25 protein-coding genes are annotated in these 26,064 nt (G+C 66.8%); 12 read left to right on the forward strand and 13 right to left on the reverse strand.

Annotated features, from left to right (window positions below):
• The 4 genes from phoR to ACMG4O_RS03480 form a co-directional block, all read right to left on the reverse strand.
• Entirely contained in the window at nucleotides 1-1,332 is a 1,332-nt protein-coding gene (phoR, locus tag ACMG4O_RS03465) for a phosphate regulon sensor histidine kinase PhoR (RefSeq protein WP_414434446.1), read from the reverse strand.
• Nucleotides 1,333-1,377: 45 nt separating this feature from the next.
• Nucleotides 1,378-2,082, reverse strand: coding sequence for a phosphate regulon transcriptional regulator PhoB (gene phoB / locus ACMG4O_RS03470; protein WP_067609780.1), 705 nt, complete (start codon nucleotides 2,080-2,082; stop codon nucleotides 1,378-1,380).
• Nucleotides 2,083-2,195: 113 nt separating this feature from the next.
• A complete protein-coding gene (gene ubiA / locus ACMG4O_RS03475; RefSeq protein WP_142947684.1) occupies nucleotides 2,196-3,086 on the reverse strand; it encodes a 4-hydroxybenzoate octaprenyltransferase in 891 nt (296 codons plus the stop codon).
• Between the two features lie 8 nt (nucleotides 3,087-3,094).
• Complete coding sequence (locus ACMG4O_RS03480; RefSeq protein WP_370185081.1) at nucleotides 3,095-3,622, reverse strand: chorismate--pyruvate lyase family protein; 528 nt, start codon at nucleotides 3,620-3,622, stop codon at nucleotides 3,095-3,097.
• A gap of 206 nt (nucleotides 3,623-3,828) precedes the next feature.
• On the opposite strand from ACMG4O_RS03480, the gene rd reads away from it, so the two are divergent.
• Genes rd through ACMG4O_RS03495 form a run of 3 tightly spaced genes read left to right on the forward strand, consistent with a single transcriptional unit; the run spans nucleotide 3,829 to nucleotide 5,530 of the window.
• Complete coding sequence (gene rd / locus ACMG4O_RS03485) at nucleotides 3,829-3,993, forward strand: rubredoxin (protein ID WP_067608246.1); 165 nt, start codon at nucleotides 3,829-3,831, stop codon at nucleotides 3,991-3,993.
• 14 nt (nucleotides 3,994-4,007) lie between these two features.
• Nucleotides 4,008-5,162: an NAD(P)/FAD-dependent oxidoreductase gene (locus ACMG4O_RS03490; RefSeq protein WP_414434447.1), complete on the forward strand. Its 1,155-nt coding sequence runs from the start codon at nucleotides 4,008-4,010 to the stop codon at nucleotides 5,160-5,162.
• The gene (locus tag ACMG4O_RS03495) at nucleotides 5,159-5,530 is read left to right on the forward strand and encodes a hypothetical protein (RefSeq protein ID WP_142947681.1); all 372 of its coding nucleotides are present in this window, start codon (nucleotides 5,159-5,161) and stop codon (nucleotides 5,528-5,530) included. Before ACMG4O_RS03490 ends, ACMG4O_RS03495 begins: the two co-directional genes overlap by 4 nt.
• Here ACMG4O_RS03495 and ACMG4O_RS03500 read toward each other — a convergent pair.
• The 3 genes from ACMG4O_RS03500 to znuC are packed head-to-tail and all read right to left on the reverse strand — an operon-like array spanning nucleotide 5,511 to nucleotide 8,396.
• Complete coding sequence (locus ACMG4O_RS03500; RefSeq protein WP_414434448.1) at nucleotides 5,511-6,821, reverse strand: MATE family efflux transporter; 1,311 nt, start codon at nucleotides 6,819-6,821, stop codon at nucleotides 5,511-5,513. The genes ACMG4O_RS03495 and ACMG4O_RS03500 overlap by 20 nt on opposite strands.
• Before the next feature lie 2 nt (nucleotides 6,822-6,823).
• Nucleotides 6,824-7,609 carry a zinc ABC transporter permease subunit ZnuB gene (gene znuB / locus ACMG4O_RS03505; protein ID WP_414434449.1) on the reverse strand — a complete coding sequence of 262 codons (786 nt, stop codon included), beginning with the start codon at nucleotides 7,607-7,609 and terminating at the stop codon, nucleotides 6,824-6,826.
• Nucleotides 7,602-8,396 carry a zinc ABC transporter ATP-binding protein ZnuC gene (gene znuC / locus ACMG4O_RS03510; RefSeq protein ID WP_142947678.1) on the reverse strand — a complete coding sequence of 265 codons (795 nt, stop codon included), beginning with the start codon at nucleotides 8,394-8,396 and terminating at the stop codon, nucleotides 7,602-7,604. Before znuC ends, znuB begins: the two co-directional genes overlap by 8 nt.
• 149 nt (nucleotides 8,397-8,545) lie before the next feature.
• On the opposite strand from znuC, the gene ACMG4O_RS03515 reads away from it, so the two are divergent.
• Together ACMG4O_RS03515 and ACMG4O_RS03520 are read left to right on the forward strand one after the other, a co-directional pair.
• Entirely contained in the window at nucleotides 8,546-9,412 is an 867-nt protein-coding gene (locus tag ACMG4O_RS03515) for a metal ABC transporter solute-binding protein, Zn/Mn family (RefSeq protein ID WP_194855328.1), read from the forward strand.
• A gap of 100 nt (nucleotides 9,413-9,512) precedes the next feature.
• Nucleotides 9,513-10,679: a cellulase-like family protein gene (locus ACMG4O_RS03520; protein WP_142947676.1), complete on the forward strand. Its 1,167-nt coding sequence runs from the start codon at nucleotides 9,513-9,515 to the stop codon at nucleotides 10,677-10,679.
• Here ACMG4O_RS03520 and ACMG4O_RS03525 read toward each other — a convergent pair.
• A complete protein-coding gene (locus ACMG4O_RS03525; RefSeq protein WP_414434450.1) occupies nucleotides 10,676-11,605 on the reverse strand; it encodes a phosphotransferase in 930 nt (309 codons plus the stop codon). The genes ACMG4O_RS03520 and ACMG4O_RS03525 overlap by 4 nt on opposite strands.
• Nucleotides 11,606-11,727: 122 nt before the next feature.
• Here ACMG4O_RS03525 and ACMG4O_RS03530 point away from each other — a divergent pair, with 122 nt between their 5' ends.
• The 6 genes from ACMG4O_RS03530 to katG all read left to right on the forward strand — a co-directional run bounded on the left by ACMG4O_RS03530 (nucleotide 11,728) and on the right by katG (nucleotide 19,739).
• The gene (locus ACMG4O_RS03530; RefSeq protein WP_142947674.1) at nucleotides 11,728-12,762 is read left to right on the forward strand and encodes an alpha/beta hydrolase; all 1,035 of its coding nucleotides are present in this window, start codon (nucleotides 11,728-11,730) and stop codon (nucleotides 12,760-12,762) included.
• 100 nt (nucleotides 12,763-12,862) lie between these two features.
• Nucleotides 12,863-15,604, forward strand: coding sequence for a DNA polymerase I (polA, locus tag ACMG4O_RS03535; RefSeq protein ID WP_414434451.1), 2,742 nt, complete (start codon nucleotides 12,863-12,865; stop codon nucleotides 15,602-15,604).
• Nucleotides 15,605-15,627: 23 nt separating this feature from the next.
• A complete protein-coding gene (locus ACMG4O_RS03540; protein ID WP_414434452.1) occupies nucleotides 15,628-16,140 on the forward strand; it encodes a hypothetical protein in 513 nt (170 codons plus the stop codon).
• Nucleotides 16,141-16,159: 19 nt separating this feature from the next.
• Nucleotides 16,160-16,813, forward strand: a complete 654-nt coding sequence (gene tmpT / locus ACMG4O_RS03545; protein ID WP_414434453.1) for a thiopurine S-methyltransferase — start codon at nucleotides 16,160-16,162, stop codon at nucleotides 16,811-16,813.
• A gap of 104 nt (nucleotides 16,814-16,917) precedes the next feature.
• Nucleotides 16,918-17,316 carry a DUF3775 domain-containing protein gene (locus ACMG4O_RS03550; RefSeq protein ID WP_142947671.1) on the forward strand — a complete coding sequence of 133 codons (399 nt, stop codon included), beginning with the start codon at nucleotides 16,918-16,920 and terminating at the stop codon, nucleotides 17,314-17,316.
• A gap of 161 nt (nucleotides 17,317-17,477) precedes the next feature.
• Nucleotides 17,478-19,739, forward strand: coding sequence for a catalase/peroxidase HPI (katG, locus tag ACMG4O_RS03555; RefSeq protein WP_414434454.1), 2,262 nt, complete (start codon nucleotides 17,478-17,480; stop codon nucleotides 19,737-19,739).
• 101 nt (nucleotides 19,740-19,840) lie between these two features.
• On the opposite strand, the gene ACMG4O_RS03560 is transcribed toward katG, so the two are convergent.
• Both ACMG4O_RS03560 and ACMG4O_RS03565 read right to left on the reverse strand, forming a co-directional pair.
• A complete protein-coding gene (locus tag ACMG4O_RS03560; protein ID WP_142947667.1) occupies nucleotides 19,841-21,091 on the reverse strand; it encodes an oxygenase MpaB family protein in 1,251 nt (416 codons plus the stop codon).
• Between the two features lie 133 nt (nucleotides 21,092-21,224).
• Entirely contained in the window at nucleotides 21,225-21,905 is a 681-nt protein-coding gene (locus ACMG4O_RS03565) for an SDR family oxidoreductase (protein WP_194855335.1), read from the reverse strand.
• Between the two features lie 184 nt (nucleotides 21,906-22,089).
• Here ACMG4O_RS03565 and ACMG4O_RS03570 point away from each other — a divergent pair, with 184 nt between their 5' ends.
• Complete coding sequence (locus tag ACMG4O_RS03570; RefSeq protein WP_142947665.1) at nucleotides 22,090-22,563, forward strand: peroxiredoxin; 474 nt, start codon at nucleotides 22,090-22,092, stop codon at nucleotides 22,561-22,563.
• Nucleotides 22,564-22,600: 37 nt separating this feature from the next.
• Here the strand turns inward: ACMG4O_RS03570 and ACMG4O_RS03575 are convergent, their stop codons facing one another.
• From ACMG4O_RS03575 to ACMG4O_RS03585, 3 genes are all read right to left on the reverse strand, one after another.
• Complete coding sequence (locus tag ACMG4O_RS03575) at nucleotides 22,601-24,379, reverse strand: thiamine pyrophosphate-requiring protein (protein ID WP_414434455.1); 1,779 nt, start codon at nucleotides 24,377-24,379, stop codon at nucleotides 22,601-22,603.
• A gap of 13 nt (nucleotides 24,380-24,392) precedes the next feature.
• On the reverse strand, nucleotides 24,393-25,580 hold the full coding sequence (locus ACMG4O_RS03580; protein ID WP_414434456.1) for a pyridoxal phosphate-dependent aminotransferase: 1,188 nt from the start codon (nucleotides 25,578-25,580) through the stop codon (nucleotides 24,393-24,395).
• 101 nt (nucleotides 25,581-25,681) lie between these two features.
• Nucleotides 25,682-25,999 (reverse strand): DUF3301 domain-containing protein, encoded by a 318-nt coding sequence (locus ACMG4O_RS03585; protein WP_142947662.1) that lies wholly within the window; start codon nucleotides 25,997-25,999, stop codon nucleotides 25,682-25,684.
• Nucleotides 26,000-26,064: the final 65 nt, after the last annotated feature.

A 26,064-nucleotide genomic window follows, 5' to 3' on the forward strand; every position in this document is an offset into this window, starting at 1 on the left:
TCAGCCGCTGGCCAGGGCGGTGGGCTTGCTGACCAGCCGGCTGGCGGGGAAATGGCAGGTGAAGTTGCTGCCGCTGCCGAGCTCGCTTTTGATCTCCAGCTTGCCGTTATGGCGGATCATCACATGCTTGACGATGGCCAGCCCCAGGCCGGTGCCGCCGGTCTGGGTGACGCGGCTGTTGTCCGGCCGGTAAAAACGCTCGGTGAGGCGGGGGATGTGCGCCGGGTCGATGCCGATGCCGTTGTCGCGCACCGAAAGGTGGGCGCCGTCGGCGTCCTGCCACCAGTGAATGCGGATCACGCCGTGGGCGGGGGTGTATTTCACCGCGTTGACGATCAGGTTGCCGAAGGCGCTTTCCAGTTCCGCCGGGTTGGCGATCAGGCGGGCGCTTTCCGGCACGTCCAGCTCGATGGTCTGCTGCTTCTCCGGCGCCAGCGCCAGGGCGCTTTCGCGCATGCGCTGCAGCATGCCGTGCACCGCCACCGCCTGTTGCAGGTTGTCCGCCTCGGTGTTCTCAAGGCGCGACAGCAGCAACAGGTCCTGCACCAGCGCCTCCATGCGCTGGCTCTGGGCGTCCATTTGCGTCAGCGCCCGGCGCAGCCGGGTCTGCTCCTCGGGCACCGTGTCGAGCAGCGTTTCCAGGTAGCCCTTGAGCACCGTGAGCGGCGTTTTCAGCTCATGGCTGACGTTGGCCACGAAGTCCTTGCGCATCTGTTCCAGGTGGTGAATGCGGGTCACGTCCCGGGCCAGAATCAGCTGATCGCCGACGCCGAACTCGGTGATGCGCAATTGCAGGATGCGGTTGTCGTCCACCGGCGAGGGTATCTCCAGCGGTTCGCGGAAATCGCCCTGGGTCAGGTAGTCGGTGAAACGCGGGTGGCGGATCAGGTTGGTGAGCGGCTGGCCCAGGTCCTTGTCGGCGCGGAAGCCGAGATGCCGGCCGGCGGCGTGGTTCCAGTATTCCAGGTAGCCGTGCTGGTCGATCAGCACCACCACGTCCTCCAGGGCGTTCACCGACTGCTGGGCGCGCACGATGATGCTCTGCAGGTTGTCCTGGGCGCGCCGTTCCTTCTGGAAAAGGTGCTCCAGGCGGGTGTAGAACTCACCCCAGAGGCCGACGCTGTCCGGCGGTTCGGTGTGCTCCTCGCGCACCAGCCAGGCGTACAGGGCGAACAGCTGCCGGGTGCTCCAGATGATATACAGCGACAGGCCCGCCACCAGCGGCCAGATGCTGCGCAGGGCCAGACAAACCGCCACGGACACCGCCACCAGGATGACGATGCGGTTCACTTCCTTGCCGAGACTGGCTTTCATGCCCGCCGGATCTTTCATTCACCGCCCTTCCGGCTCCGTTGGTCCGCGTCGCGGACCCGATCATTATGACGCCTGACTGGACTTCACCGAGAACCGGTAACCGGTCCCGCGCACCGTCTGGATGAAACCATCGAACCCGTGCGGCGACAACGCCTTGCGCAGGCGCCGGATGTGCACGTCGATGGTACGGTCTTCCACGTAGACGTTGGCGCCCCACACCTGGTCCAGCAACTGGGTGCGCGAGTAGGCCCGCTCCTGGTGGCTCATAAAGAACTCCAGCAGGCGGTATTCCGTGGGGCCCATGTCCACCGGGTCGCCGTTGGCGCTGATCCGGTGGCTCACCGGGTCCAGGCACAGGCCTTCCACGTCGATGGCTTTCTCCGCCGCCACCACCGAGGTGCGGCGCAGCACCGCCTTGATGCGCGAGATCAGCTCGCGGGTGGAAAACGGCTTGGTGATGTAGTCGTCGGCGCCCACGTCCAGGCCCTGGATCTTGTTGTCCTCTTCGCTCTTCGCCGTAAGCATGATGATCGGCACTTCGGCGGTGGCGTCCTCGCGCTTGAGGCGCCGGGCCAGCTCGATACCGCTCACCGACGGCAACATCCAGTCCAGCAGCACCAGGTCCGGTCGCTCGTCGACAATGTACTCGTGGGCGCGCTGGGCGTTGTCCGCCTCCAGCACGTCGAAATCCGCCAGCTCCAGCGCCACCGCCACCATTTCGCGGATCGCGGGTTCGTCGTCAACAATCAGAATTCGATTACGGGACATGGCTTATTCTCAGGGGTTGCCCATTTAAGTGCCCCTATTACATTGCCTTTTTATGACATGATGATGACAACTTTGCACGCTTCTCGCGGCGGCGGCGACCCCGCCGCCCGCGATCACGGGCCGGGCGCGGCCAGCAGGTATTGAAAATAAAGTCCCGCGAACACGCTGGCCCCGGCCCAGTGGTTGCTTAGAAAAGCGTGGAAGCAGGGCCAGGGCTCGCGGTAGCGGATGCGCCACTGCTGATGGGCGAAGCCCGCCGCCATGCCGGCCAGGCCCAGATACCAGGGCCAGGTGAAGCCCAGCCGCTGGCCGAGCACCCACAGCGCCACCAGGGTCAGCACCTGCAGCGCGCCGACCATCACCTTGTCCAGATCACCGAACAGGATGGCGGTGCTTTTAATGCCCACCTTGAGGTCGTCTTCCCGGTCGCACATGGCGTATTCGGTGTCGTAGGCCACCGTCCACAGCAGGTTGGTGGTGAACAGCAGCCAGGCGATTTCCGGCACGCTCTCGGTCTCGGCGGCGAACGCCATCGGAATCGCCCAGCTGAAGGCGGCGCCCAGGAACAGCTGCGGCAGATAGGTAAATCGCTTGGTGAAGGGGTACAGCACCGCCAGCCCCAGGCCGCCGAACGACAGCACCAGGGTGAAACGGTTGAGGCACAGCACCAGGCCCAGCGCGATCAGCCCCAGGGCGGCGAACAGCATCAGCGCCTGGCGGGCGGACAGGGCGCCGGTGGCCAGCGGCCGGCCCCGGGTGCGCGTGACATGACCGTCGAAGTCGCGGTCGGCGAAATCGTTGATCACGCAGCCGGCGGCGCGCATCACGAACACCCCCAGCACGAAAATGACGATGTGTTTGAGGCTGGGCGTGCCGCCGCCGGCGATCCACAGCGCCCACAGGGTGGGCCACATCAGCAGCATGCTGCCGATCGGCCGGTCCAGGCGCATCAGCTGGATCCAGGGCCAGAGAGCGGGGTAGCGGTGTTCCACGAAAGCCAGCATAGGCGTCCTCAGCGATCCATGTCCTCGACCCGCCGCCATAGCGCGGGCAGGAAGTGCTCGGCCACCAGCAAGGGCCGGCCGCGCTTGATGAACCGGGATTGTCGCCCCCAGCAGGGCGTCTGGCCAGAGGGGGCGGCGCCGTGGCGCACCCAGACCCGGTCACGGCGCGCCATGGGCCGCCGGTACAGCTCGCTGCCCAGCGAGCGGCTGCCCATGTGCGCCAGGCCGCGGTTGGGTCCGCGCAGGCTGGCCAGCGGCAGCACGCTGCGCGCCTCCACCATCGGCTCCTCGTCCACCAGCAGGGTGACTTCCCGCACCAGGGCGCGGCCACGGCCGATGCGGCCCAGCAGCTGCTGCTCGGCGAGGGTGGGGCGAATAATGCGGTCCTCACGGGGTACCACCCGGAAGGCGCCGTACAGGCGCAGGCGGGCGGTCAGGGAGCCGGGGTCGGCCAGCCAGTCGCGCACCAGCGGCGGCAGGCTGAGCTGTTCCTGGGGACGCCAGCGGGCGTCGGCGCGCATTGCGGTATCGGGCATGGGGACTCGCTTTGCTCGCGCCCGGGGCGCGGGATCTCGAGCGCGCGACTATGGCCCATGAAGCGCGGATCGGCAAGACGTCGGCCGTCGGGCAACGCTACCATTATCCGCTGTCATTGATTTTTCACGCGCCCGTGGATACGTTAGCGGCCCCTGGAAGGGCCCGCGTACCGGGCCCGGCTTCCCCCGACCAGACGAGGTTCAGCATGAAAAAATGGGAATGCGTGGTTTGCGGCTTTATTTACGACGAGGAAGAAGGCCTGCCTGAAGAGGGCATCGAACCCGGCACCAAGTGGGACGACATTCCCGATGACTGGGTGTGCCCGGACTGCGGCGTCGGCAAAGAAGACTTCGAGATGGTGGAAATCTGAAACAGGACACTCCCATGAATCCAATCGTGATCATCGGCTCCGGCCTGGCCGGCTTCAACACGGTCAAGGAATTCCGCAAGCTGGATAAAGAGACGCCGGTGGTGGTGCTCACCGCCGACGACGGGCGTAATTACTCCAAGCCCATGCTCTCCACCGGCTTCACCAAGGAAAAAACCGCCGATGAGCTGGCCATGGCGACCCCCGAGCAGGTCGCCGAGCAGTTCAACGTGACGGTGCGCACCGGCGTCCACGTGGCCGGCATCGACACCGACAAACAGCGCGTGCTGCTGCCCGATGATCACCTGGATTACAGCAGCCTGGTGCTGGCCCTGGGCGCCGACACCTGGACGCCGCCGTTGGAAGGCGACGCCGTCGGCGAGGTGTTCTCGGTCAACGATCTGATGGATTACGGCCGTTTCCGCCAGGCCCTGGAGGGCAAGCGTGAGGTCACCATTCTCGGCGGCGGCCTGATCGGCTGCGAATTCGCCAACGACCTCTCCAACGGCGGCTTCCAGGTCAACCTGGTGGAGCCCATGGGCCGCTGCCTGCCCATGCTGCTGCCGGAGCCGGCTTCCGCCGCCGTCGGCCGCGGCCTGGAAGACCTGGGTGTGCGTTTCCACTTCGGCCCCCTGGCCAAGGCCGTGCACCACGGCAAGGACAACCCGGACAAGCTGGTCACCGAGCTCTCCGACGGCACCCACCTGGAATCCGACGTGGTGCTCGCCGCCATCGGCCTGCGGCCGCGCATCGGCATCGCCAAGGACGCCGGTTTGAAGACCAACCGGGGCATCGTCACCGACCAGAGCCTGCGCACCAGCGCCGACAACGTCTACGCCCTGGGTGACTGCGCCGAAGTGCAGGGCCATGTGCTGCCCTATGTGCTGCCGCTGATGGCGTCCGCCCGGGCGCTGGCCAAGACCCTGGCCAGCGAGCCGACGCCGGTGAGCTACGGCGTGATGCCGGTGACCATCAAGACGCCGGCCTGCCCGGTGGTGGTGTGCCCGGTGCCCGAAGAGCTGGAAGGCGACTGGGACACCGAGGAAGAGGGCAACACCGTCAAGGCCCTGTTCCGCGACCGCGACGGCAACCTGCGCGGCTACGCCCTCACCGGTGACGCGGTGAAGGAAAAAATGAAGCTCAATAAAGAGCTTCCGGCGCTGATGCCATGAAGTTCCGTCTGATCCTGATGGTCCTGGGCTGGCGACTCGCCTGGCTGGCCGGCCGCGACGAGGGCTTCCGCAAGCAGCTCGCGCACCGCGACGTGGTGATGCAGTGGCGCACCTTCAACGGCGGCGTGGCGCGCTGGTATCACTTCCAGCCGGACCGGGTGACCAGCCGCCGGGGCCTGCACCCGACGCCGTCCGTGACCCTCAATTTCAAGGACGCGGACTACGCGTTCCGCACCCTCAAGGCCTCCGGCAAGAACCAGATGGCGTTCATGGAAGGCATGCAGGCCGGCGACATCAAGGTGGAAGGCGACCCCGGCCACCTGATGTGGTTCATGACCCTGATGAAGTTCATTCTGCCCAAGCGCTGATCCGGTACCACACCCACCCCATCAGCACGCCGCGGCTGGCCATGAACAGATTCATGGCCAGCCACAGGCCGTGATTGCCCCAGCCGCTGGTCAGCCACCAGACCGGAAAGAACAACGCCGTGGCCACCATCATGGTGTTGCGCATCTGCCGGGCCAGGGTGGCGCCCACGAACACGCCGTCCAGCCAGAAGCCGGCGCTGGCGGTGAGCGGCAGCAACAGCATCCAGGGCAGGTAGGTGGTGGCGGTGTCGCGCACCCCCGGCAGATCGGTGAGCAGGCGGATCAGGGGGCCGCCGCCGGCGACGAAGGCCAGCAGCGCCGCCGCGGCGATGATCAGCGTCCACTTGCCGGTGCCGGCCACCGCCGCGCCCAGGGCGCGCCGGTCACGGCGGCCGGTGGCGTCGCCCACCAGGGCCTCGGCGGCGTTGGCGAAACCGTCCAGGGTATTGCTGAGCAGCAGCAGGAAGGTGATCAGCACCGCGTTGGCGGCCAGCACCGTGTCGCCCAGCCGCGCGCCCTGGGCGGTGAAGAAGAAAAACACCGTCAGCAGCGCCAGGCTGCGGATAAAAATATCCCGGTTCACCGCCAGCAGTTGCAGCATCGGCGCCACCTGTTTGAGCGCGCCCACCGGCAGCGCCCGCCAGGCGGCGCCGAAGATCTCCCGGCGCAGCCAGAACAGCCCGCCGGCCAGGCCCAGGTATTCGGACACGGCGCTGGCCACCGCCACGCCGCGCACATCGAAATGCCACACCTGCACCAGCAGCACATCCAGCAGCACATTGCTGGAGTGCATCAGAACGGTCATTTTCAGCGGCACGCTGGTGCGGTGCAGGCCGATGGCGAAGCCGATCAGCGCGAAATTCCCCAACGCCGCCGGCGCGCCGAGAATACGGATGCCGATGTATTCCCGCGCCAGCCCCTGCACCTCGTCGCTGCCGCCCAGCAACCACAGCGCCGCGTCGCTGAGCAGCGGCCGCAGCAGGATCAGCGCGCTGCCCACCAGCGTCGACAACAGCAGCGCCCGCAGCAGCACCACCAGAGTCGCCTCACCGGCGCCGCGCGCCTGGGAGGTGAACCCGGTGGTGCCCATGCGCAGGAAGTTGAACGAGAAATACAGAAACATGAAGACGTTGCTGCCCAGCGCCACCGCCGCCAGATACACCGGCGAATCCAGATGGCCGACCACGGCGGTGTCCACCAGGCCGAGCAGCGGCGCGGTGATATTGGAGAGCAGCAACGGCCACGCCAGCATCCAGATGCGGCGGTCCAGGGCGGGGTCCTTCGCGATCATGGCTAGGCGTCGGGTCGGCGCAGCAGGGTGAAGCCGAACAGCACGGCGGCGGCCACCACGATCGACGGGCCCACCGGAGTGTCCGCGTACCAGCTCATCGCCAGCCCCAGGGACACGGCGGCCAGCCCCAGCAGGCTGGCCAGGGCGGCCATCTGTTCCGGGGTGCGCGACAGGCGGCGGGCGCCGGCGGCGGGGATCACCAGCAGCGAGGTGATCAGCAGCACGCCGACGGTGCGGATGGCGCCGGCGATCAGCAGCGCCAGCAGCAGCATCAGGATCAGCCGGGTGCGGGTCACCGGCACGCCCTCCACCTGGGCCAGGTCTTCGTTCACGGTGATGCTGAGCAGCGCCCGCCAGTGCCAGGCCAGCAGCACCAGAATCAGCACCGCGCCGGCCCACAGCGCCAGCACGTCGCCCCAGTTCACCGCCAGCAGATCGCCGAACAGGTAGGCGAACAGATCCACCTGCACGCTCTTCTGCAGGCTGATGGCGATCACGCCCAGCGCCAGGGTGGTGTGGGCGACGATGCCCAGCAGGGTGTCGCCGGTGATCTGGCGCTGCTGCTGCAGCCCCGCCAGGGCGCCGGCGATGGCCAGGCAGGCCACCACCACGGCGACGTACAGGTTCACGTCCAGAGCCAGGGCCAGGGCCGCGCCCAGCAGGGCGCCGTGGGCCAGGGTGTCGCCGAAGAACGCCATCCGCCGCCACACCACGAAGGACCCCATGGGGCCGGCCACCAGGGCCACCGCCAGGCCCGCCAGCAGCGCCGGCGCGAGCAGTTCAATCATGGTGGTGGCCCCCCGTGTGCCCGTGGTGGTCGTGGTGCGGGTCGCCGCTCAGGTCATGGTCGTGGTCATGATCGTGGGTGTACACGGCCAGATTGGGCATGCCGCCGCTGGGGCCGAACAGGCGGTGGTAGGCCGGGTCGCGGCTGACCGCCTCCGGGGTGCCGGAGCAGCACACATGGTGGTGCAGGCACACCACCTGGTCGGTGCGCGCCATCACCAGGTGCAGGTCATGGGAAATCAGCAGAATGCCGCAGCCGGTCTCGTCGCGGACCTGGCCGAGCAGGCCGTAGAGGGCGTCCTGGCCGGCCACGTCCACGCCCTGGGCGGGCTCGTCGAGCACCAGCAGGTCGGGCTTGCGCAGCAGCGCCCGGGCCAGCAGCACCCGCTGCATTTCGCCGCCGGACAGCCCGCGCACCGCGCGCCGGCGCAGATGGGCCACGCCGGTGCGTTGCAGGGCGTCGCGGCGGGCGCGGGTGCGGCCCGGCGCCGCCAGCCAGAGAAAGCGGTCGACGGTCAGTGGCAGGCTTTCATCCACCTGCAGGTGCTGAGGCATATAGCCCACGCGCAGGCCCGGGCGGCGCTCCACGCGGCCGCGATCGGGCCGCGCCAGGCCCAGCACCAGCCGCGCCAGGGTGCTCTTGCCGGCGCCGTTGGGGCCGATCAGCGTGGTGATGCGGCCCGGCTCCAGGGTCAGGGAGACGTCGTCGAGCACGCTGTGCGCCCCATACGCCAGGCCGGCGCCGTGCACCGCCACCAAGGTTCCCGTGTCAGCCCGCTGCTGCGACATGTAACAGCCCCCGTTGAACAAAGCGGTGATGATATACTATTTCCCCGGTCAATCGCTTGGGCCCGGCGGCGCCGTTCCGGCTTGACGGCTCGGGCACACTGATTGCACTGACGCTCCCGATGAGCACTTTCACGGTTCCGGACATACCCATGCGATACCTGCTCGTTCCTCTTTTGTTGGCGCTGTGCGCGCCGTTACCGGCGCGTACCCTGGTGGCCAGCGTCGAGCCCCTGGCCATGGTGCTGCGCGACCTGTACGGCGACAGCGCCGAGGTGGTCACCCTGCTGGAGGCCAACCAGAACCCGCACAACCCGATGTTGTCGCCGCGCCAGATGCTCACCCTCCGCCGCGCCGACCTGCTGGTGTGGCTGGGCGAGGCGGCGGAGCCGGCGGTGGCCAGCCTGGCGGCGAAACGTGACGGCGACAGCCTGGCGTTGCTGTCGCTGCCCGGCGTCACCCGCCGCGAGGGCGGCCACCGTCATGACGGCGAGCACGACCACGGCCACCACCACGAAGCCGGCGAGCTGGACCCGCATCTGTGGCTGGACCCGCGCAATATGGCGCTGCTCGCCAAGGCCCTGGGCGACCGGGATCAATTGCCCGAGGGGCAGCCGGCGGCGTTCCTGGCCGACCTGGAACGGACCGAAACGGCGCTGCGCGAGCGTCTGGCGCCGGTGGCCGATACCCCCTGGCTGACCTTCCACCACCCCTGGGGCTACTTCCAGCAGCGGCTGGAGCTGCGCGCGCCGGTGATCGTCAGCGAGCAGCTCGGCGCCGGCCCCAGCAGCCGTCGCTTCGTGGCGCTGGCGCAGCAGTTGGAAAGCGAACAGGTGCGCTGCGCGATCCTCGAGCCGGAGGCCCAGGCCGACCTGGTGGCGCGCCTGTGCCCGGACTGCCGGCGGGTGGCCCTGGACCCGCTCGGCCGCGACGTCCCCGCCCGTGGCCAGGGCAATGATTACAGCCACTGGCTGAGTGAACGGGTGGCGGCGACGTTCGCCACCTGTCTGGCGCGATGACGCGGGACTGGCCCGGGCGCCGCTTTTTGGCCCGACCGGGTCCATTGAGCCGGCGCGTGAAACCGGTATGCTGATGCGTTTGTCGGGTCAAGGAGAAGGCATGGGGCAGTCGCAGGGTGCGCAAGACGAATCGGCCACGGAGGTCCTGCCGGACCTGGGCCGTCTCGCGCTCACATGCTGGGATTACGCCTGGCCGCTGCGGCGCGAATACGGCCCCGGCGGCGGCGCCGTGGAGCGCGCCCTGGACGAAGCGGTGGAACGCGGCTTCAACGCCGTTCGCCTGGACCCCTATCCGCATTTGCTGGCCACGCCGGCCAACAGCGTCCACCTGGACCGTTGCGAAATCTTCGCCGAGCCGGACGCCCGCCGGGGCATCGGCGCCGGCGCCGAGACCGTGCAGATTCGCAAAGCGTTCCGGCGCCTGCTCAACGGCGCCGCCGACCGCGGCCTGAAGCTGTGGCTGAGCGGCTTTTTCATCGCCGACAGCCGCGCCCGCCGCTCGTTCGTGCGCCGCCCCGCCGACTTCATCGACGTCTGGGTGCAGACCCTGGAACTGGTGCGCGAATGGGGCCACCTGGACACCGTGGTGGCGGTGGATTTCTGCCACCATTTTCCGTTTCCGCCCTGGAGCCACGGCGTTATCCGCCGGGTGTTCGGCCAGCCGCCCCAGCGGTCCCTGCCGGAGCGTTGGCGCAGCGAGCAGGAGCAGGCGGTGGAGCAGTACCTGTTGGAAGTGCCGCGCGCCCTGCGTGCGCTGTTTCCGACCATCCATTTCGGGGTCAGCGCCGCCGCCGGCGAGACCGACCATCTGCGCCAACTGGACACCAGCGAGCTGGATTTCCTGGAACTGGGCCTGTGGCTGGACGACGACCCGCGCTACCGGCTGGCCACCGGCGCCGATCTGCCGGTGCCCGGGCTGCTCGACCGGCGCCTGGGCGCGCCGCTGCGGCGGGCGCTGATGGAAGCCACCGGCGAGCACTGGCGCGGCCGCCTTCAGCAGCAGCTACAGCGGCGGCTGGCGTTCACCCGCCTGCGGCGCCTGCAGCCGGTGCTCGGTGAAGGGTATCTCAATCCGCAGGCGACCCCGGAGCAGCTGCCCCGGGGCTGGGCCGGGTTCACCGAGGCGCTGGTGGGCCAGGCGGTGGCGGACGGCGTGGCGGTGATGACGCCCACCAGCCTGGCCCGGCCGCACAGCCCCTGGCTGTGGCGGGAAGCCGACTGGCTGGCGCACCTCAACCATCTGATTCTGACCGGCCCGGGCCGTTAGTCGTTGCCATCGCCGAGGGCGTTAAAGCGATAGCCGAAAATCCGCGCGAACTCGGCCGGGTCCTTGCTGCCCTGGCCCTCCGACTCCCCGGACACCGGCCCGGCCAGACGCGACAGCCAGAAGCGCAGCGCCGCCACCGCCAACGCCAGCGCCAGCACGGATTCGTCCCACTCGCCCCCGCCGTCCCGGTAGCCGGCCAGCAAGGCGCCCTGCCGGCGCGGTACCGGGCGCCCGTCCGAGGCCACCGCCCAGTCGTTCAGCGCCACCGCCAGATCGTACTCGGGCCGTTCCAGGCAGGCGTTGTAGAAATCCAGCACCCCGGTGAGCCGGCCCTCGGCGTTGAACAGCGCGTTGTCGCGGAACAGATCGCCGTGGATCAGGGTGCGGGTGGCGGGTACTTTCCGCCAGCGGCGCAGCACGGTCTCGGCGCGGTGCTGGTCGTCTTCATTCAGGCGGCACAGGTGCTCGCCCAGGCTTTTCAGGCGCCGGCGCTCGTCGGGCAGCGCCTTTCCCGCTTCCGTCGGCTGGCGGTGCAGGGCGGCGAGCAGGGCGCCCACCTGCCGGCAGTGCTCGCTGCCCACCTCGAAACAGTGCTCGCCGGGCAGGCGCGGCACCAGCACCGCCGGTTTGCCGGCCACGTGGCGCAGCCGCTGGCCGTGGCGGTCCACCAGCGCCGCCGGCACCGGCAGGCCCGCCGCCGCCAGGGTCGCCAGCAACGCCAGATAGGGCGCCAGGGCCTCGCCGTCGAACTGCTCGAACACGGTCAGGACTACCGCCCGCGGGCCGCCGTCCTCGGCCCGGGCGTCGATCAGGAAGGTGCTGTTCTCAATGCCGTGGCGCGCCGCCTGCGCGTGCTCCAGCCGCAGCGCGTAGTCGGCCAGCAGGGCGGCCAGGTCCCGATCATCGACACGGGTATAGACGGACATCAACGTTTCCTAGTGTTCAACGCGAAAAAAAGGCCGGGGATGACCGGGCCGTTTGCTTGGGGCGATGGTATAACCCCTGTCCATTGGTGGAAATACACGCCGGGTTTAATTAAGGAGAAACCATGTCCCTGCAACACAAGATCGAGCGCACCACGGTGCGGACCCTGATGAAAATGCCCGGCGCCCTGGCCGGCCGGCTGGCCGGCATGGTGGAAAGCGTCAGCCGCGAGGGGCTGGACCCCAAGCTGCGCCTGCTGCTGGCCCTGGGTGACGGTCGCAAGGGCTTCCACGAGTTGCCGCTGGCCCAGGGCCGCGCCCTCTACGGGCACATGATCGACATGCTCGACGTGGACCGGCAGGAGGTGGCGCTGACCCGGGATATCCGCGTGCCGGTGGAAGGCGGCGATATGCTGGTGCGTCTGTATCGCCCCAAGAGCGCGCCCACCGAGGACAGCCCGGCGATCATGTTCTTCCATGGCGGCGGCTTCACCATCGGCAGCGCCGTGGAATACGACCGCCTGTGCCGCCACATCGCCAACGTCACCGGCGCGGTGGTGCTGAATGTGGACTACCGGCTGGCGCCGGAACACCCCGCGCCCACCGCCGCCGACGACTGCATCGCCGCCTGGCGCTGGCTCGGTGAGCAGGCCGGCGACCTGGGCATCGACACCCGGCGTCTGGCGACCATGGGCGACAGCGCCGGCGGCAATCTGTCCATCGTGGTGGCCCAGCAAGCGGCGCTCCAGGGGCTGTCCGTGCCCAAGCTGGTGGTGGCGGTGTACCCGAAAACCGACGGCGCCTCGGATATGCCCTCGATCACCCAGCTCGGTGGCGGCCAGGGCGGGCTGGATGGCGACATGATCCACTGGTTCCACAACCATTACATTCAGGACGACACCCTGGTGGGCGATTACCGCATCTCGCCGCTGCGCAACCCGGACATCGCCGGCCACCCGGACACCATCGTGGTCACCGCCACCGACCCGCTGCGCGACGAGGGCCTCGCCTACAGCGAGAAGCTCAAGGACGCCGGCGTCAACGTGGTCAACCTGGACTACCCGGAGCTGGTGCACGGCTTCATCACCATGGGCGGCGCCATCCCCAGCGCCCGCAAAGCGGTGAACGCCATCACCCGGCAGATCAAAGAGCGCCTCTGACCGCGGATCCTGTGGGAGCGGGCCCGCTCCCACAAGGCGCTCCTGCAAGGTCTTGCGTTACACTATGCGCTCCATGTCTTATCCAACCCCAAGGACTGCCATGACCGAGCGTAAACCGATCATCCTTGTCGACGGCTCCTCCTACCTGTACCGGGCCTTCCACGCGCTGCCGCCGCTGACCACCTCCACCGGCCAGCCCACCGGCGCGGTGCGCGGCGTCGCCTCGATGCTGCGCAAGATGATCAACGACTACGACCCCGAGTACATGGCGGTGGTGTTCGACGCCAAGGGCAAAACCTTCCGCGACGAGCTGTTCGAGCAGTACAAGGCCAACCGGCCGCCGATGCCCGACGAGCTGCGCGAGCAGGTGCAGCCGCTGCACGATCTGATCCGCGCCATGGGCCTGCCGCTGATCATCGAGGACGGCGTCGAAGCCGACGACGTGATCGGCACCTTCGCGCGCATTTTCAGCGCCGAACAAAAGCCGGTGCTGATCTCCACCGGCGACAAGGACATGGCGCAGCTGGTCAACGACCACGTCACCCTGATCAACACCATGAACAACGCCGTCTACGACATCGACGGCGTGCGTGAAAAATTCGGTGTCGGCCCGGAGCTGATCATCGATTTCCTGGCGCTGATGGGCGACAAGGTGGACAACATTCCCGGTGTCCCCGGGGTCGGCGAAAAGACCGCCCTGGCCCTGCTCACCGGCCTGGGTTCGCTGGAAAACATTTACGACAACCTGGACAAGGTCGCCGAGCTGAATTTCCGTGGCGCCAAGTCCATGGGCAAGAAACTGGAAGAGCATCGCGAGCAGGCGTTTCTCTCCTACGAGCTGGCCACCATCAAGGTGGACTGCGAGCTCAAGGAAGCCCTGGACGACCTCAAACTGCTGACGCCCGACGCGGAAAAGCTGGCCGGTTACTACCGCGATCTGGAATTCAAAGGCTGGCTCAATGAATTGCTGGAAGGCGATGACCCGGCGGTAGAGGGCGCTCCGGACATCGAGAGCGAACAAAGCATCGACCGGGACGGCTACCAGACCGTGCTTACCGAGGAAGAACTGGACGCCTGGCTCGACAAACTTAAGAAAGCCGAGCTGTTCGCTTTCGACACCGAAACCACCAGCCTCAATTACATGGAAGCGGACCTGGTGGGCGTCAGCTTCGCCACCGCCGCAGGCGACGCCGCCTACGTACCCTTCGGCCACGACTATCCGGGCGCGCCGGATCAGCTCGATCGCGCTCTGGTACTGGACAAGCTCAAGCCCGTTCTCGAAGACGAACAGAGCAAAAAAGTCGGCCAGAACCTCAAGTACGATATGAGCGTACTGGCCCGCGCCGGCATCACCCTGCGCGGTGTGGAATACGACACCATGCTGGAATCCTACGTGCTCGACTCCGTGGCCACCCGCCACGATATGGACTCCCTGTCGCTGAAATATCTGGGCCACAAAAACATCAGCTTCCAGGAGATCGCCGGCAAGGGCGTCAAGCAGCTCACCTTCAACCAGGTCGGGCTCGATGAAGCCGGCCCCTACGCCTCCGAAGACGCGGACATCACCCTGCGCCTGCACCAGACCCTGTGGCCGCGCCTGGAAAAGGAAGCGGGCCTGAAAAGCGTGTTCCACGACATCGAAATGCCGCTGGTGCCGGTGCTCAGCCGCATCGAGCGCAACGGCACCTACGTGGACGCGGACATGCTAAAAAAGCAGAGCACTTTTCTCGCCAAGCGCATGATGGAGCTGGAAGAAAAAGCGTTCGAGGAAGCGGGCCAGAAATTCAATCTCGGCTCGCCCAAACAGCTCGGCGAAATTCTTTACGAAAAACTGGAAATCCCGGTCATCAAGAAGACGCCCAAGGGCGCACCGTCCACCGCCGAAGCCGTGCTTCAGGACCTGGCGCTGCAAGGCTACCCGCTGCCCCAGGTGATCATGGACTACCGGGGCGTTTCTAAACTCAAGAACACCTACACCGATAAGCTGCCGGAACTGATCAACCCCAACACCGGCCGCGTGCACACCTCCTACCACCAGGCGGTGGCCGCCACCGGCCGGCTGTCGTCCAGTGATCCCAACCTGCAGAACATTCCGGTGCGCAGCGAAGAAGGCCGCAAGATCCGCCTGGCGTTCTCGGCACCCCAAGGCAAAAAGATCGTCGCCTGCGACTACTCACAGATCGAACTGCGCATCATGGCGCATCTGTCCGGCGACAAAGGTCTCACCCACGCCTTTGAACACAACCTGGACATTCACCGCGCCACCGCCGCCGAAGTCTGGGGCAAAACCCTCGACGACGTCAGCGACAACGAACGCCGCAACGCCAAGGCCATCAACTTCGGCTTGATCTACGGCATGAGCGCCTTCGGCCTCGCCAAACAACTCGGCATCCCGCGCGGCGAAGCCCAGGAATACATCGACCGCTACTTCGAAAAATACCCCGGCGTAAAACGCTACATGGAAAACACCCGCGCCGACGCCGCCGAAAAAGGCTACGTGGAAACCCTGTTCGGCCGCCGCCTCTACCTGCCGGAAATCAACAGCCGCAACGGCCAGCGCCGCCAGGCCGCCGAGCGCACCGCCATCAACGCGCCCATGCAAGGCACCGCCGCCGACATCATCAAGCACGCCATGATCAAGGTTCACCACTGGCTGGAAGACAGCAAACTGGACGCCCTGATGATCATGCAGGTGCACGATGAGCTGGTGTTCGAAGTGAAGGAAAGCCAGGTCGACGACCTGGTCAAAGAAGTCGCCCAGCGCATGGAAGCCGCCGCCAAACTGGACGTGCCGCTGATCGTCGACGCCGGGATCGGGAACAACTGGGAAGAAGCGCACTAAAAGCAGAAAAGGGGAGAAGCAGGATGCTTAACACTTTGGGTGAGACCAAGGCGCCTTCGGCGCGGCAACTTACGGTGCTTTGGTTTGTGCCGCTTTCCGCACCACTGATGATCGGGGTGGCGCTGTCACTCTTGGCGATGTTCGCACACTACCCGCCACCGGCTGAGTTGCTGAGCAGGGAAACGCTATGGGGTGTCAGCCTTGCCGCCATGGCGTTGGTGTTGTTGGTCGGCCGGCGGTTGCGCAATCTTGTCATGGCCCCGGAGAGGATCGCGCATCGACCGTTGCCTGGTAGCGCCGAATCTTCGCGGGATATTAAGACGCAGGCGGCGTCCAAGGTGCAGCACAGCATGTTCATACTTCTGGGCCTGTTGAACTTCGTATCCGTGTTGGTGGTGGCCGCTTGTTTCATGCACGCGGACGCGGAACTGGCGCTGCTTAACGGCGTTTATACCCTGGTGCTGGCGGTCGTTACCAAGCCGGACTTTGCGTTGGCAATGCGCGAGACCGAAGCGGTACTGCGACGCCGGGGCTAAACCCTCGGGAGACCGTTCGATGGAAAAACAGTTCTGGGAAGAAAAATGGGAAGCGCAGGAGCTGGGCTTCCATCTGTCGTTCGTGCACCCGATCCTGAAGCGTAATCTCGCTGCTTTCGATCTGCCCGCCGGGGCGACGGTCTTTCTGCCGCTGTGCGGCAAGACGCTGGATATCGGCTGGCTGCTGGAGCAGGAGTTGCGTGTGGTCGGGGTCGAGCTCAGCGAGTTGGCGGTGAGCCAACTGTTCGAGTCGCTGGGCGTTAGTCCGGACGTGTCCTCCTGGGGCGACGGCCGGGTGTGGCGCCACGGCGCGCTGACGGTGTTCCAGGGTGATGTCTTCGCGCTCACGGCGGACGACCTGGGTGACGTGGCGATGGTCTACGACCGGGCGGCGCTGGTGGCTTTGCCGGCGGCCATGCGCGAGCGCTATGCGTCGCACCTGGCCTCTGTCACGGCGCACGCCCCGCAGTTACTGATTACCTTCGAGTACGACCAGGATCGCATGGACGGGCCGCCGTTCGCTGTGCCCGCCGAAGAAGTGAAGCGCTTGTATGGCAGTAGCCATGCGCTGGACTGCCTGTCCCGCAAGGACGTGATCGACAACCAGCCGGCGTTCCGCGAACGCGGTCTCGACCGTTTCGAGGAAATCGCCTGGCGGTTGGCCCCTCTCTGACCCACCGTTCTGACACCCTTTTACATCCCCCGCCTTGTGCTCGCCTCTGTAGCCACTAAGTTGGAAGCATTCGACTTCCGATGATTTCAGTGAGGAGACGGACCATGTTGAATGTGAGCGGGGAGACCGTGTGCCGCCTGGTGGAATTGGCCCAAGCCTTCCAGGCGCGGGACACGGTGGCCATGCCGGAGGACGCCGGCAACCCCATCGACGATGCGGCTGGCGCGGAGGCGCTGACGGAGCCGGCGGGCGGCGAAGAGGACGGCTCGGTGGCGGAGTTCCGCACCATTATCGAGGACCTGGAGCCGGATCAGCAGACCGAGGTGGTGGCGCTGATGTGGCTGGGCCGTGGCGATTTCCAGGAGGACGAGTGGGAGGAGGCCCTGCGTCTGGCCCGCGACGAGTGGACCCCGGACACCGCCGACTTTCTGCTCGGCCACCCGCTGCTGTCCGAATACCTGGTGGAAGGCCTCGCCGTGTTCGGCGTGCAGTGCGACCTCTAATAATACCGGTCGGCAACACTGGTCATCGCCAATGCCTACCAGCGGAACGCCACCAATAAATTCAATTTGTAGCCACCATAGGGAACCTTCACTGCCGTCATAAAAATGTCACGGCTATAGTCCTTCGCGTTTGCGAATCATTCACAACGCGAGGAGAGACCGTGAATATAACAAAAGCCGCCTTAGTGGCCGCCTTTACGCTTGCAACGTCCACGGCCGTGTCGGCCAGCCCCCTGGGTCAGCCCGGGGGCTACCACCACGGCTATCAGAAAAGCCCCGCCCGTTCGCCGATGGCCAGCCCGTACTGGTGGCCGGAAACCCTGGATCTGCGCCCGCTGCGCCAGCACGCGGAAAAATCCAGCCCGGTGGCGGACGATTTTGATTACGCCGAGGCCTTCGCCGAGCTGGATCTGGACGCGCTGAAAGCGGACCTGCGCGCGCTGATGACCGACTCTCAGGATTGGTGGCCCGCGGATTACGGCCACTACGGCCCGTTCTTTATCCGCATGGCCTGGCACAGCGCCGGCACCTACCGCGTGCACGATGGCCGCGGCGGCGCCCGCGGTGCCCAGCAGCGTTTCGAGCCGCTCAACAGCTGGCCGGACAACGTCAGCCTGGATAAGGCCCGCCGTCTGTTGTGGCCGCTCAAACAGAAGTACGGCAACAGCATTTCCTGGGCCGACCTGATGGTGCTGGCCGGCACCGTGGCCATGGAAGACATGGGCTTCAAGACCTATGGCTTCGCCGGCGGCCGCGAGGACGATTGGGAAGCGGACATCACCTACTGGGGCTCGGAGACCGAGTGGCTGGGCGATGAGCGCCACGACGAGGACGGCAAGCTGGAGAAGCCGCTGGCCGCCGTGCAGATGGGCCTGATCTATGTGAACCCGGAGGGCCCCAACGGCAAGCCGGATCCAATGCTCTCGGCGCAGTCGATCCGTCAGAGTTTTGCCCGCATGGCCATGGGCGATGAAGAGGTGGTGGCGCTGATCGCCGGCGGTCACACCTTCGGCAAAGCCCACGGCGCGCACAAGCCGGAGGAGTGCCTGGAAGCGGAGCCCGCCGCCGCGCCCATCGAGCAACAGGGCCTGGGCTGGAAGAACAACTGCGGCTCCGGCAAGGGCGCCGACACCTACACCAGCGGCCTGGAAGGCGCCTGGTCGGTGAACCCCACCGCCTGGACGCACCAGTACCTGGACAACCTGTTTGGCTATGAGTGGGTGCAGACCAAGAGCCCGGCCGGCCACATTCAGTGGATCCCCGCCGACGGTCAGGCCGCCAATCTGGTGCCGGACGCGCACATCGAAGGCAAGCGCCATGCTCCGATCATGTTCACCACCGACCTGGCGCTGAAGGTCGATCCGCAATACCGCAAGATCGCCAAGCGTTTCCATGAAAACCCGGAAGAGTTCGAGGACGCCTTCGCGCGCGCCTGGTTCAAGCTGACCCACCGGGACATGGGCCCGCGCGCCGGCTACCTGGGCCCGGACGTGCCCGACGAAGCCTTGATCTGGCAGGACCCGATTCCGGAAGTGGATTACAAGCTGGTCTCCATGGGCGACGCGGAAGACCTTAAAGAGGAAATTCTCGCGTCCGGGCTCACCGTGCCGCAGCTGGTGCGCACCGCCTGGGCCTCCGCCTCCACCTTCCGGGGTTCCGACCTGCGCGGCGGGCCCAACGGCGGCCGGGTCGCGCTGGCGCCGCAAAAGGACTGGCCGGTGAACGACCCTGAAGAGCTGGATCAGGTGCTGGCGACGCTGGAACAGATCCGCGCCGACTTCAACGAAGGGGGCCTGTTCCGCCGCAGTAAAATCTCCCTGGCGGACATGATCGTGCTGGGCGGTGCTGCGGCCATCGAGAAAGCCGCCGCCGACGCCGGCCACGACATTGAGGTGCCGTTCACCCCGGGCCGTGCCGACGCCACCCAGGCCATGACCGATGTGGAGGCGTTCGCGGTGATGGAGCCCCAGGCGGACGGATTCCGGAACTACTTCAGTGAAGAGAGCCGGCTTTCCCCCACCGACAGCCTGGTGGACAAGGCCGACCTGCTGACGCTGAGCGTGCCGGAAATGACCGTGCTGGTGGGCGGCATGCGCAGCCTGGACGCCAACGTGGACGGCGCCGACCACGGCGTATTCACCGATCGCCCGGGCACCCTGAGCAACGACTTCTTCGTCAATCTGCTGGACATGTCCACCCGGTGGGCGCCGTCGGAAAACAACGAAGGTCTGTACGAAGGGCGCGATCGCCAGAGCGGCGAGCTGAAGTGGACCGCCACGCCGGTGGACCTGATCTTCGGTTCCAACGCCGAGCTGCGCGCGGTGGCGGAGTACTACGCTCTCAGCGACAACGACGATAAGTTCGTGAGCGACTTCGTGGCCGCCTGGACCAAGGTGATGAACCTGGACCGCGCCGCGCTCTGACACCCTGCTTCAGAACTTTTTCAGGCAACCCTCCCGCCGGCCCGTGCAAGGCCGGCGGACTTCCCCTAGCGGCGACACCCTGTCGCCGCTTTTTTTTTGCGCTAGCGGGCCAGTTTCTTCACCGGCGTAAAGCTGGTGTCCGCTTTCAGCCGCTGGACCCGTTTCGGGAACTGCTCCCGGCGCGCCCGTTCGCCCAGCCGTATCAGGCTCCGGTTCACCGACGGCACGCTCTTGCGCACCAGCTCCGCGCCCAAACGTAACGGTATCTGCGCCGGCCACACGTACTTGGTGGCGGTGCGCGGCAGCCCCAGCTTGTCGCCGGCGTCGTCGCCCAGGACGTAGCGGGTATAGCCGGCGCGCAGGGTGTATTCCAGCTTGCCGAGACGCTTCGCCAGCCAGCCGTCGCCGCTGTCTTGCAGCGAGGCCCGGGCCAGCGCCTCGCCCAGGCGGCGGCTGTCCTCGTCGCTCTCGCCGATGGTGGCGATCACCTGGTAGAGCGCGCGCATGGCATCCGCCTCGCAGGCCGGCAGCAGGCGTTCGTCCACGCCCATCAGGTAGCCCACGTAGCGCCACAGGTGCACCACCGCTTCCCGTTCGCGCTTGCTGAACAGAAAGCCCAGCGAGCGCAGGCCGGAGAGAAAGATCACCGAAAATTCCAGGATCGTGGCCATGGAATCCCACTGGTTCAGCGGGTGCCCCCAGGCCGGGTCCCACTTGTCCGACTTGAGCAGCATGGCGCGCACCTGGGCGTGCATCAGGCGCACGCGCACGGCGCTTTTGAAGCCGTCCCGGTCCCGCTCCAGGCCGCCGGGGGTGGTCACGTCGATCCAGAATTTGCCGGTCTCCACCAGCCGCCGGTTGGCCATGCGGTCCAGCTCGCCGGTGAACGCCAGCGGCTTGGCCGCCGCCGCCGCCAGATAGCCGCCCATCAGGGACAGATTGCGCAGCACCAGCTCGCCGGCCAGGCCCACCCGGTGGGAGACCTCGCAGGCCAGCCGCAGCTGCGCCCGGTCCAGCCAGATGGGTTCGTGGTCGACCTGGTGAAACAGGGCGGTCAGTTCTTCCGGCGGATCGTCGAGGGTGTGCAGGCCCTGTTCCAGGGCCTGGTCCAGCAGTTTGCGGCCCTGGCCCGCGGGCAGGCGGTGGTACATGGCGACCACCGCGTCGGCGAGCGGGTCCCCGGCCAGCATCGCCTGGCGGATCGACGCCATCTGCCCCGGCGTCGGGTGCGGGTCGGAGCCGAGCAGCCATTTGAACAGGCGCCGACCGCGCCGCATGCCGGGGCGGTCCGGGTCGCCGACCCGGTTAAGGCGGGCCGGATCGGTGAGGGGCTCGCGGATCATGGCGGTCATGGGGCGCTCCTTGCAGCGTGCGGCTGGCAATGTAGAACCGGTGAGTTCTATGCAGCATATCAAGCCGCCGTGCCGATGACATGACCGGAATGATCAGCGCGGCCGGTGTTTTCGGGCACCGGCCCGGAGCGGCTTACCAGGGCAGCTCGCTGCCGTCGGAGTGCCAGAAGGTGCCGGTGTTGTCCAGGTTGAGCTCGTCCATGCGCTGCACCAGGCGGTGGGCGGCCTTCTCGGCGGTGATGTGCCCGGTGTGGCCGGTCATGTCGGTCTGCACATAGCCCGGGTGCAGAATGGCCACGGCGATGCCCTTGTCCTTCAGGTCCACGGCGAGGGATTTGCCGGCGGCGTTGAGCCCGGCCTTGCTGATGCGGTAGCCGTACTTCTTGCCGGAATCGTTATCGGCGATGGAGCCCATGCGCGAGGTCATTAGGCCCACCTTGGCGCCGTCACCGAGGTTGTCCAGCAGGGCATGGGTGACGCGCAACGGGCCCAGGGTGTTCACTTCGAACTGCTTCTGGATCTGCTCGAAGTTCATGTCCTCCAGGGTTTCGCTCTCCATCATGCCGGCGTTGTTGTAGAGCACGTCCACGGGGGTGTCGCCCAGTTCCTGTTTGAGCGTTTGCACGTCCTCGGCGCGGCTCACGTCGATGCCCTCGATAACGCGCACGCCCAGATCGTGCAGGTCTTCGCCGCCCTTCTTCACGGCGGACGAGCGGCACACCGCGATAACGTGATTGCCGCGCGCTTTCCACAGGCGCGCCATGTCATAGCCGATGCCACGGTTGGCACCGGTGATTACGATGGTCTGGCTCATTGGTTCCGTCCTTGCGGTTGCATAGCGATGCCCCACAACCTGGGGCCTGCCGGCGCGCGGGGCAACCCGGGGGCGGTGTCCAAAACAGACTTTTACGTTCACTGCGTGGCAGTATTCGGCGCCGGGCGCGGGAACCTGTTACATTCCAAGTCCTTCACAATTTCCAGGTTAAAAGGATCGACCCATGACTATTTCCGTAGGCGATAAGATTCCCGACGTCACCATCAAGACCAACGGCGCCAAGGGCCCCGAGGACCTCTCCACCGGCGAGTTTTTCAAAGGCCGTAAAGTGGTGTTGTTCGCGGTGCCCGGTGCGTTCACTCCGGGGTGTTCCAACACCCACATGCCCGGCTTCGTGGTGGAAGCGGACGAGCTGCTCTCCAAGGTGGACGTGATCGCCTGCCTGGCCACCAACGACGCCTTCGTGATGGACGCCTGGCAGAAGGATCAGAACGCCGAGCGCATCACCATGCTGGCGGACGGCAACGCGGAATTCGTCAAAGCCCTGGGGTTGGAACTGGACGCCACCGGCGGCGGCATGGGCATCCGCAGCAAACGCTTCGCGCTGGTCGCCAATGACGGCGTGGTGGAATACCTGGGCGTGGATGAAAAGGGCGTGGAAGACAGCAGCGCCCAGACCGTGCTCAAGCACATCTGAACGCGCCGTGGCCGGGGCCGAGCGCCCCGGCCGTGATTCAGCGTTTCAGATATTTGGCCGCCATCGCCTTGACCGACTGGCGGATCTGCGGGCCGGCCTCCGGGTCGCCTTTCAGGATCGAGCTCAGGTAGCCCTTTACCTGATCCATCTCCAGATGGGTGGGCAGCGGTGGCACGTTGGGATCCACCACCGCGTTGATCACCACCGGACGGTCCGCGTTGAGGGCGTCCTCCAGCACCGCCACCACCTGGTCCGGGTCGTCCAGCCGCAGGCCGCGCAACCCCAGCATCTCCGCGTAGCGGTCGTAGTCGAAATCCGGCAGCGCCTGGGACGATTCGTACTTGGGATCGCCTTCCATCACCCGCTGCTCCCAGGTCACCTGGTTCAGGTCGCGGTTGTTCAGCACCAGAATCACCAGTCTCGGGTCCGGCCATTCCCGCCAATAGTGGGCGGCGGTGATCAGCCCGTTATTGCCGATCATCTGCATGGCGCCGTCGCCGACCATGGCCACCACCGGTTTGTCCGGCTCGGCGAACTTCGCCGCCAGGGCGTAGGGCACGCCGTTGCCCATGGAGGCGAGCCCGCCGGAGGTGGTGCCTTGCACCTTGCCGTTGACCTTCAGAAAGCGCGCGTACCAGTCGGTGGCGGTGCCCACGTCGGCGGCCAGCCGGGTGTCGTCCGGCAGCCGTGACGACAGCTCCCAGAAAATGCGCTGCGGATTAAGCGGCTCGGCGCTGGTGTAGGCGCGCGCTTCGACGGTGTCCCACCAGTCGGCGATCCGTTCTTCCAGATCCGCGCGCCAGCTTGTGTCCTGTTTCGGCGTGACCCGCTCCAGCAGCGCTTGCAGGGTGGCGGCGGCGTCGCCGTGCAGGTTCACCTCGGTGGGGTAGCGCAGCCCCAGGTTGGCCGCGTCGATGTCGATCTGCACCGCGCGCGCCTGATCCTCCTCGGGCAGAAACTCCGCGTAGGGGAAGCTGGTGCCCACCAGCAGCAGGGTGTCGCAATGGCGCATCATGCGGTCACTGGGTTCGGTGCCCAGCAACCCCAGGGTGCCGGTGACGCCCGGCTGGTAATCGGAAATCATGGTCTTGGCGAGCACCGCCTTGGCGATGCCGGCGCCCAGCGCGTCGGACAGCTTCAGCAGCGGCTCGACGGCGTCCTTGACCCCGGCGCCGGCCAGGATCGCCACTTTTTCGCCGGCGTTGAGCACCTCGGCGGCGGCGTCCAGGTCGGTGGCGGCGGCGTGCCGCACCGACGGCCGGTAGCCGACCCCGGACCAGGTGGCGCCGTGGCCGCCGGGTGGCTCCGCCATGGGCTCGTCCTGCAGATCATTGGGCACCACCACCACGCTGACGGTGCGCTCCGCCTCGGCGATGCGCACCGCCCGGTCGATCACGTGGCGCGCCTGGGCCGGTGCCATCAGCGTCTGCACGTAGCCGGCGGCGTCCTTGAACAGACTGCCCAGGTCCACCTCCTGCTGGAAGTCCGAACCCAGGCTGATGCGCGCCTGCTGGCCGACCACCGCGACCACCGGCATATGGTCCTTGGCGGCGTCGTAAAGGCCGTTGAGGGCGTGAATCGCCCCCGGGCCGGAGGTGGTCACCACGGCGCCCGGGCGGCCGGAGTATTTGGCGTGCCCGCAGGCCATGAACGCAGCCAGTTCCTCGTGGCGGGGTTGCACCAGGGTCACGCCGTCGTTGCGGCGCAGCGCGCTCATCACGCCGTTGATGCCGTCACCGGAATAACCGAACACGCGGTCGATGCCCCATTGCTGCAAGCGATCGACAATGAAGTCGCCTACCGTTGCCTTGCTCATACTGCCTCCTTGGCTATCGCAAAAACTCACGCAGCCTGCGCAAGCCGGTTTCGATGGTGTGCATGTCGGCGGCGAACGACACCCGCAGCCGTCCGGGGGCGCCGAAGCCGCTGCCCGGCACCACCGCCACGCCGGCCCTGTGCAGCAGCGCCTCGGCCAGCTGGCGGTCGTTGTCGATGCCGTCCAGGCGCGCGATCGCCTCGCGCACATCCGGGAAGGCGTAGAAGGTGCCGTCCGAGCGCGGGCACTGCACGCCGGGTATCTCGTTCAGCGCCGGCACGATGTGGTCGTGGCGGCGCCGGTAGGCCTCCACCATGCGCCGCACCGGCGTCTGGTCGCCGAGCAGCGCTTCCGTGGCGGCGTACTGGCTGATGCTGGCGGCGCCGGCGGTGCTCTGACCCTGCACCTTTTTCATCGCCGCGATGGCCTCGGCGGGGCCGGCCACGAAGCCCACCCGCCAGCCGGTCATGGCGTAGGCCTTGGACACGCCGTTGACGATGAAGCAGCGGTCCGCCAGATCCGGCGCCACGTTGAGCAGGTTGCGAAACGGTTGGCCGGTCCAGTTCAGGTGCTCGTAGATGTCGTCGCTGACCACGAACACCCGCGGGTAGCGGCGCAGCACCGCGGCCAGGGCGTTCAGGGTGTCGCGGTCGTAGAGGCGCCCGGTGGGGTTGTTGGGGCTGTTCAGGAACACCAGCCGGGTGGCGTCGGTGAGCGCCGCGTCCAGGCGCTCGGCGCGCGGCCGGTAACCGTCCTCGGCGTCGAGATCCAGATAGACGGTCTGCGCCTCGGCCAGCGTCACCTGGGCGGGGTAGGTGACCCAGTAGGGGCGCGGCACCACCGCCTCGTCGCCGGGGCGCAGCAGCGTCTGGCAGAGATCGTAAAGCGCCTGCTTGGCGCCGCAGGTCACCAGGATCTGATCGTCTTGAAAATGCAGGTCGTTATCACGGCGGAATTTTTCGCGCACCGCGTGCTTGAGGCCATCGTAGCCGTCCACCGCGGTGTAGTGGGTGAACCCCTGGTCGATGGCCTGGTGGGCGGCGCGTTTGACGCCGTCCGGGGTCGCGAAATCCGGTTCGCCGGCGCCCAGGCGGGCCACCGCGTCGCCGCCGCGGTGATCGGCCTGGATGGCCGCCGCTTCGGCGTTGATCTTCAGCGTCAGCGACGGCTGTATGCGTTCGACTCGGTCAGCGTAGGACATCCTTGCCTCCTGACGGAAATGCCCTTCAAGGGGTACGCCGATCAAGGAAGCGTGAAAAGGGAGGGAAGGGAAAAAGGTGTAAAAGGCCCCGAGGCTGGGAACTAGAAACGGTGCGGCGGCAGCACCACGCTGTGGACGCGCTCCCCGCGCAGCCGGGTTTCGCCTTGGTAGCGTTCGCCGCCGGTGACCGTGAACTCAAAGGCGTAGATGCGCCACAGGCCCCAGCGGCCGCGCTCGTCACGGGCCAGGCGGAAGCGCTTGAGGCCCACGGTCTGGTCGAGCAGCAGAACCTCTTCGCGCTCGCAATGCCGCCGGGTGGCGCGCAGCGCCGTTTCGCGAATGCGCTGGGAGCGCCAGAACAGCGCCGCGCCGATGGCCAGCGCCGCGAGCAGAAGAAGATCGGTGAGATTCAGGTTCACAACGGTTTCCGTTTCCCGGTAGTAAGGTGCACCATGATAAGCGTCGGACGTGGACGTTAAAACGC

Origin of the sequence: Alloalcanivorax venustensis, from assembly GCF_047495515.1 — a bacterium.
Taxonomy (GTDB): domain Bacteria; phylum Pseudomonadota; class Gammaproteobacteria; order Pseudomonadales; family Alcanivoracaceae; genus Alloalcanivorax; species Alloalcanivorax venustensis.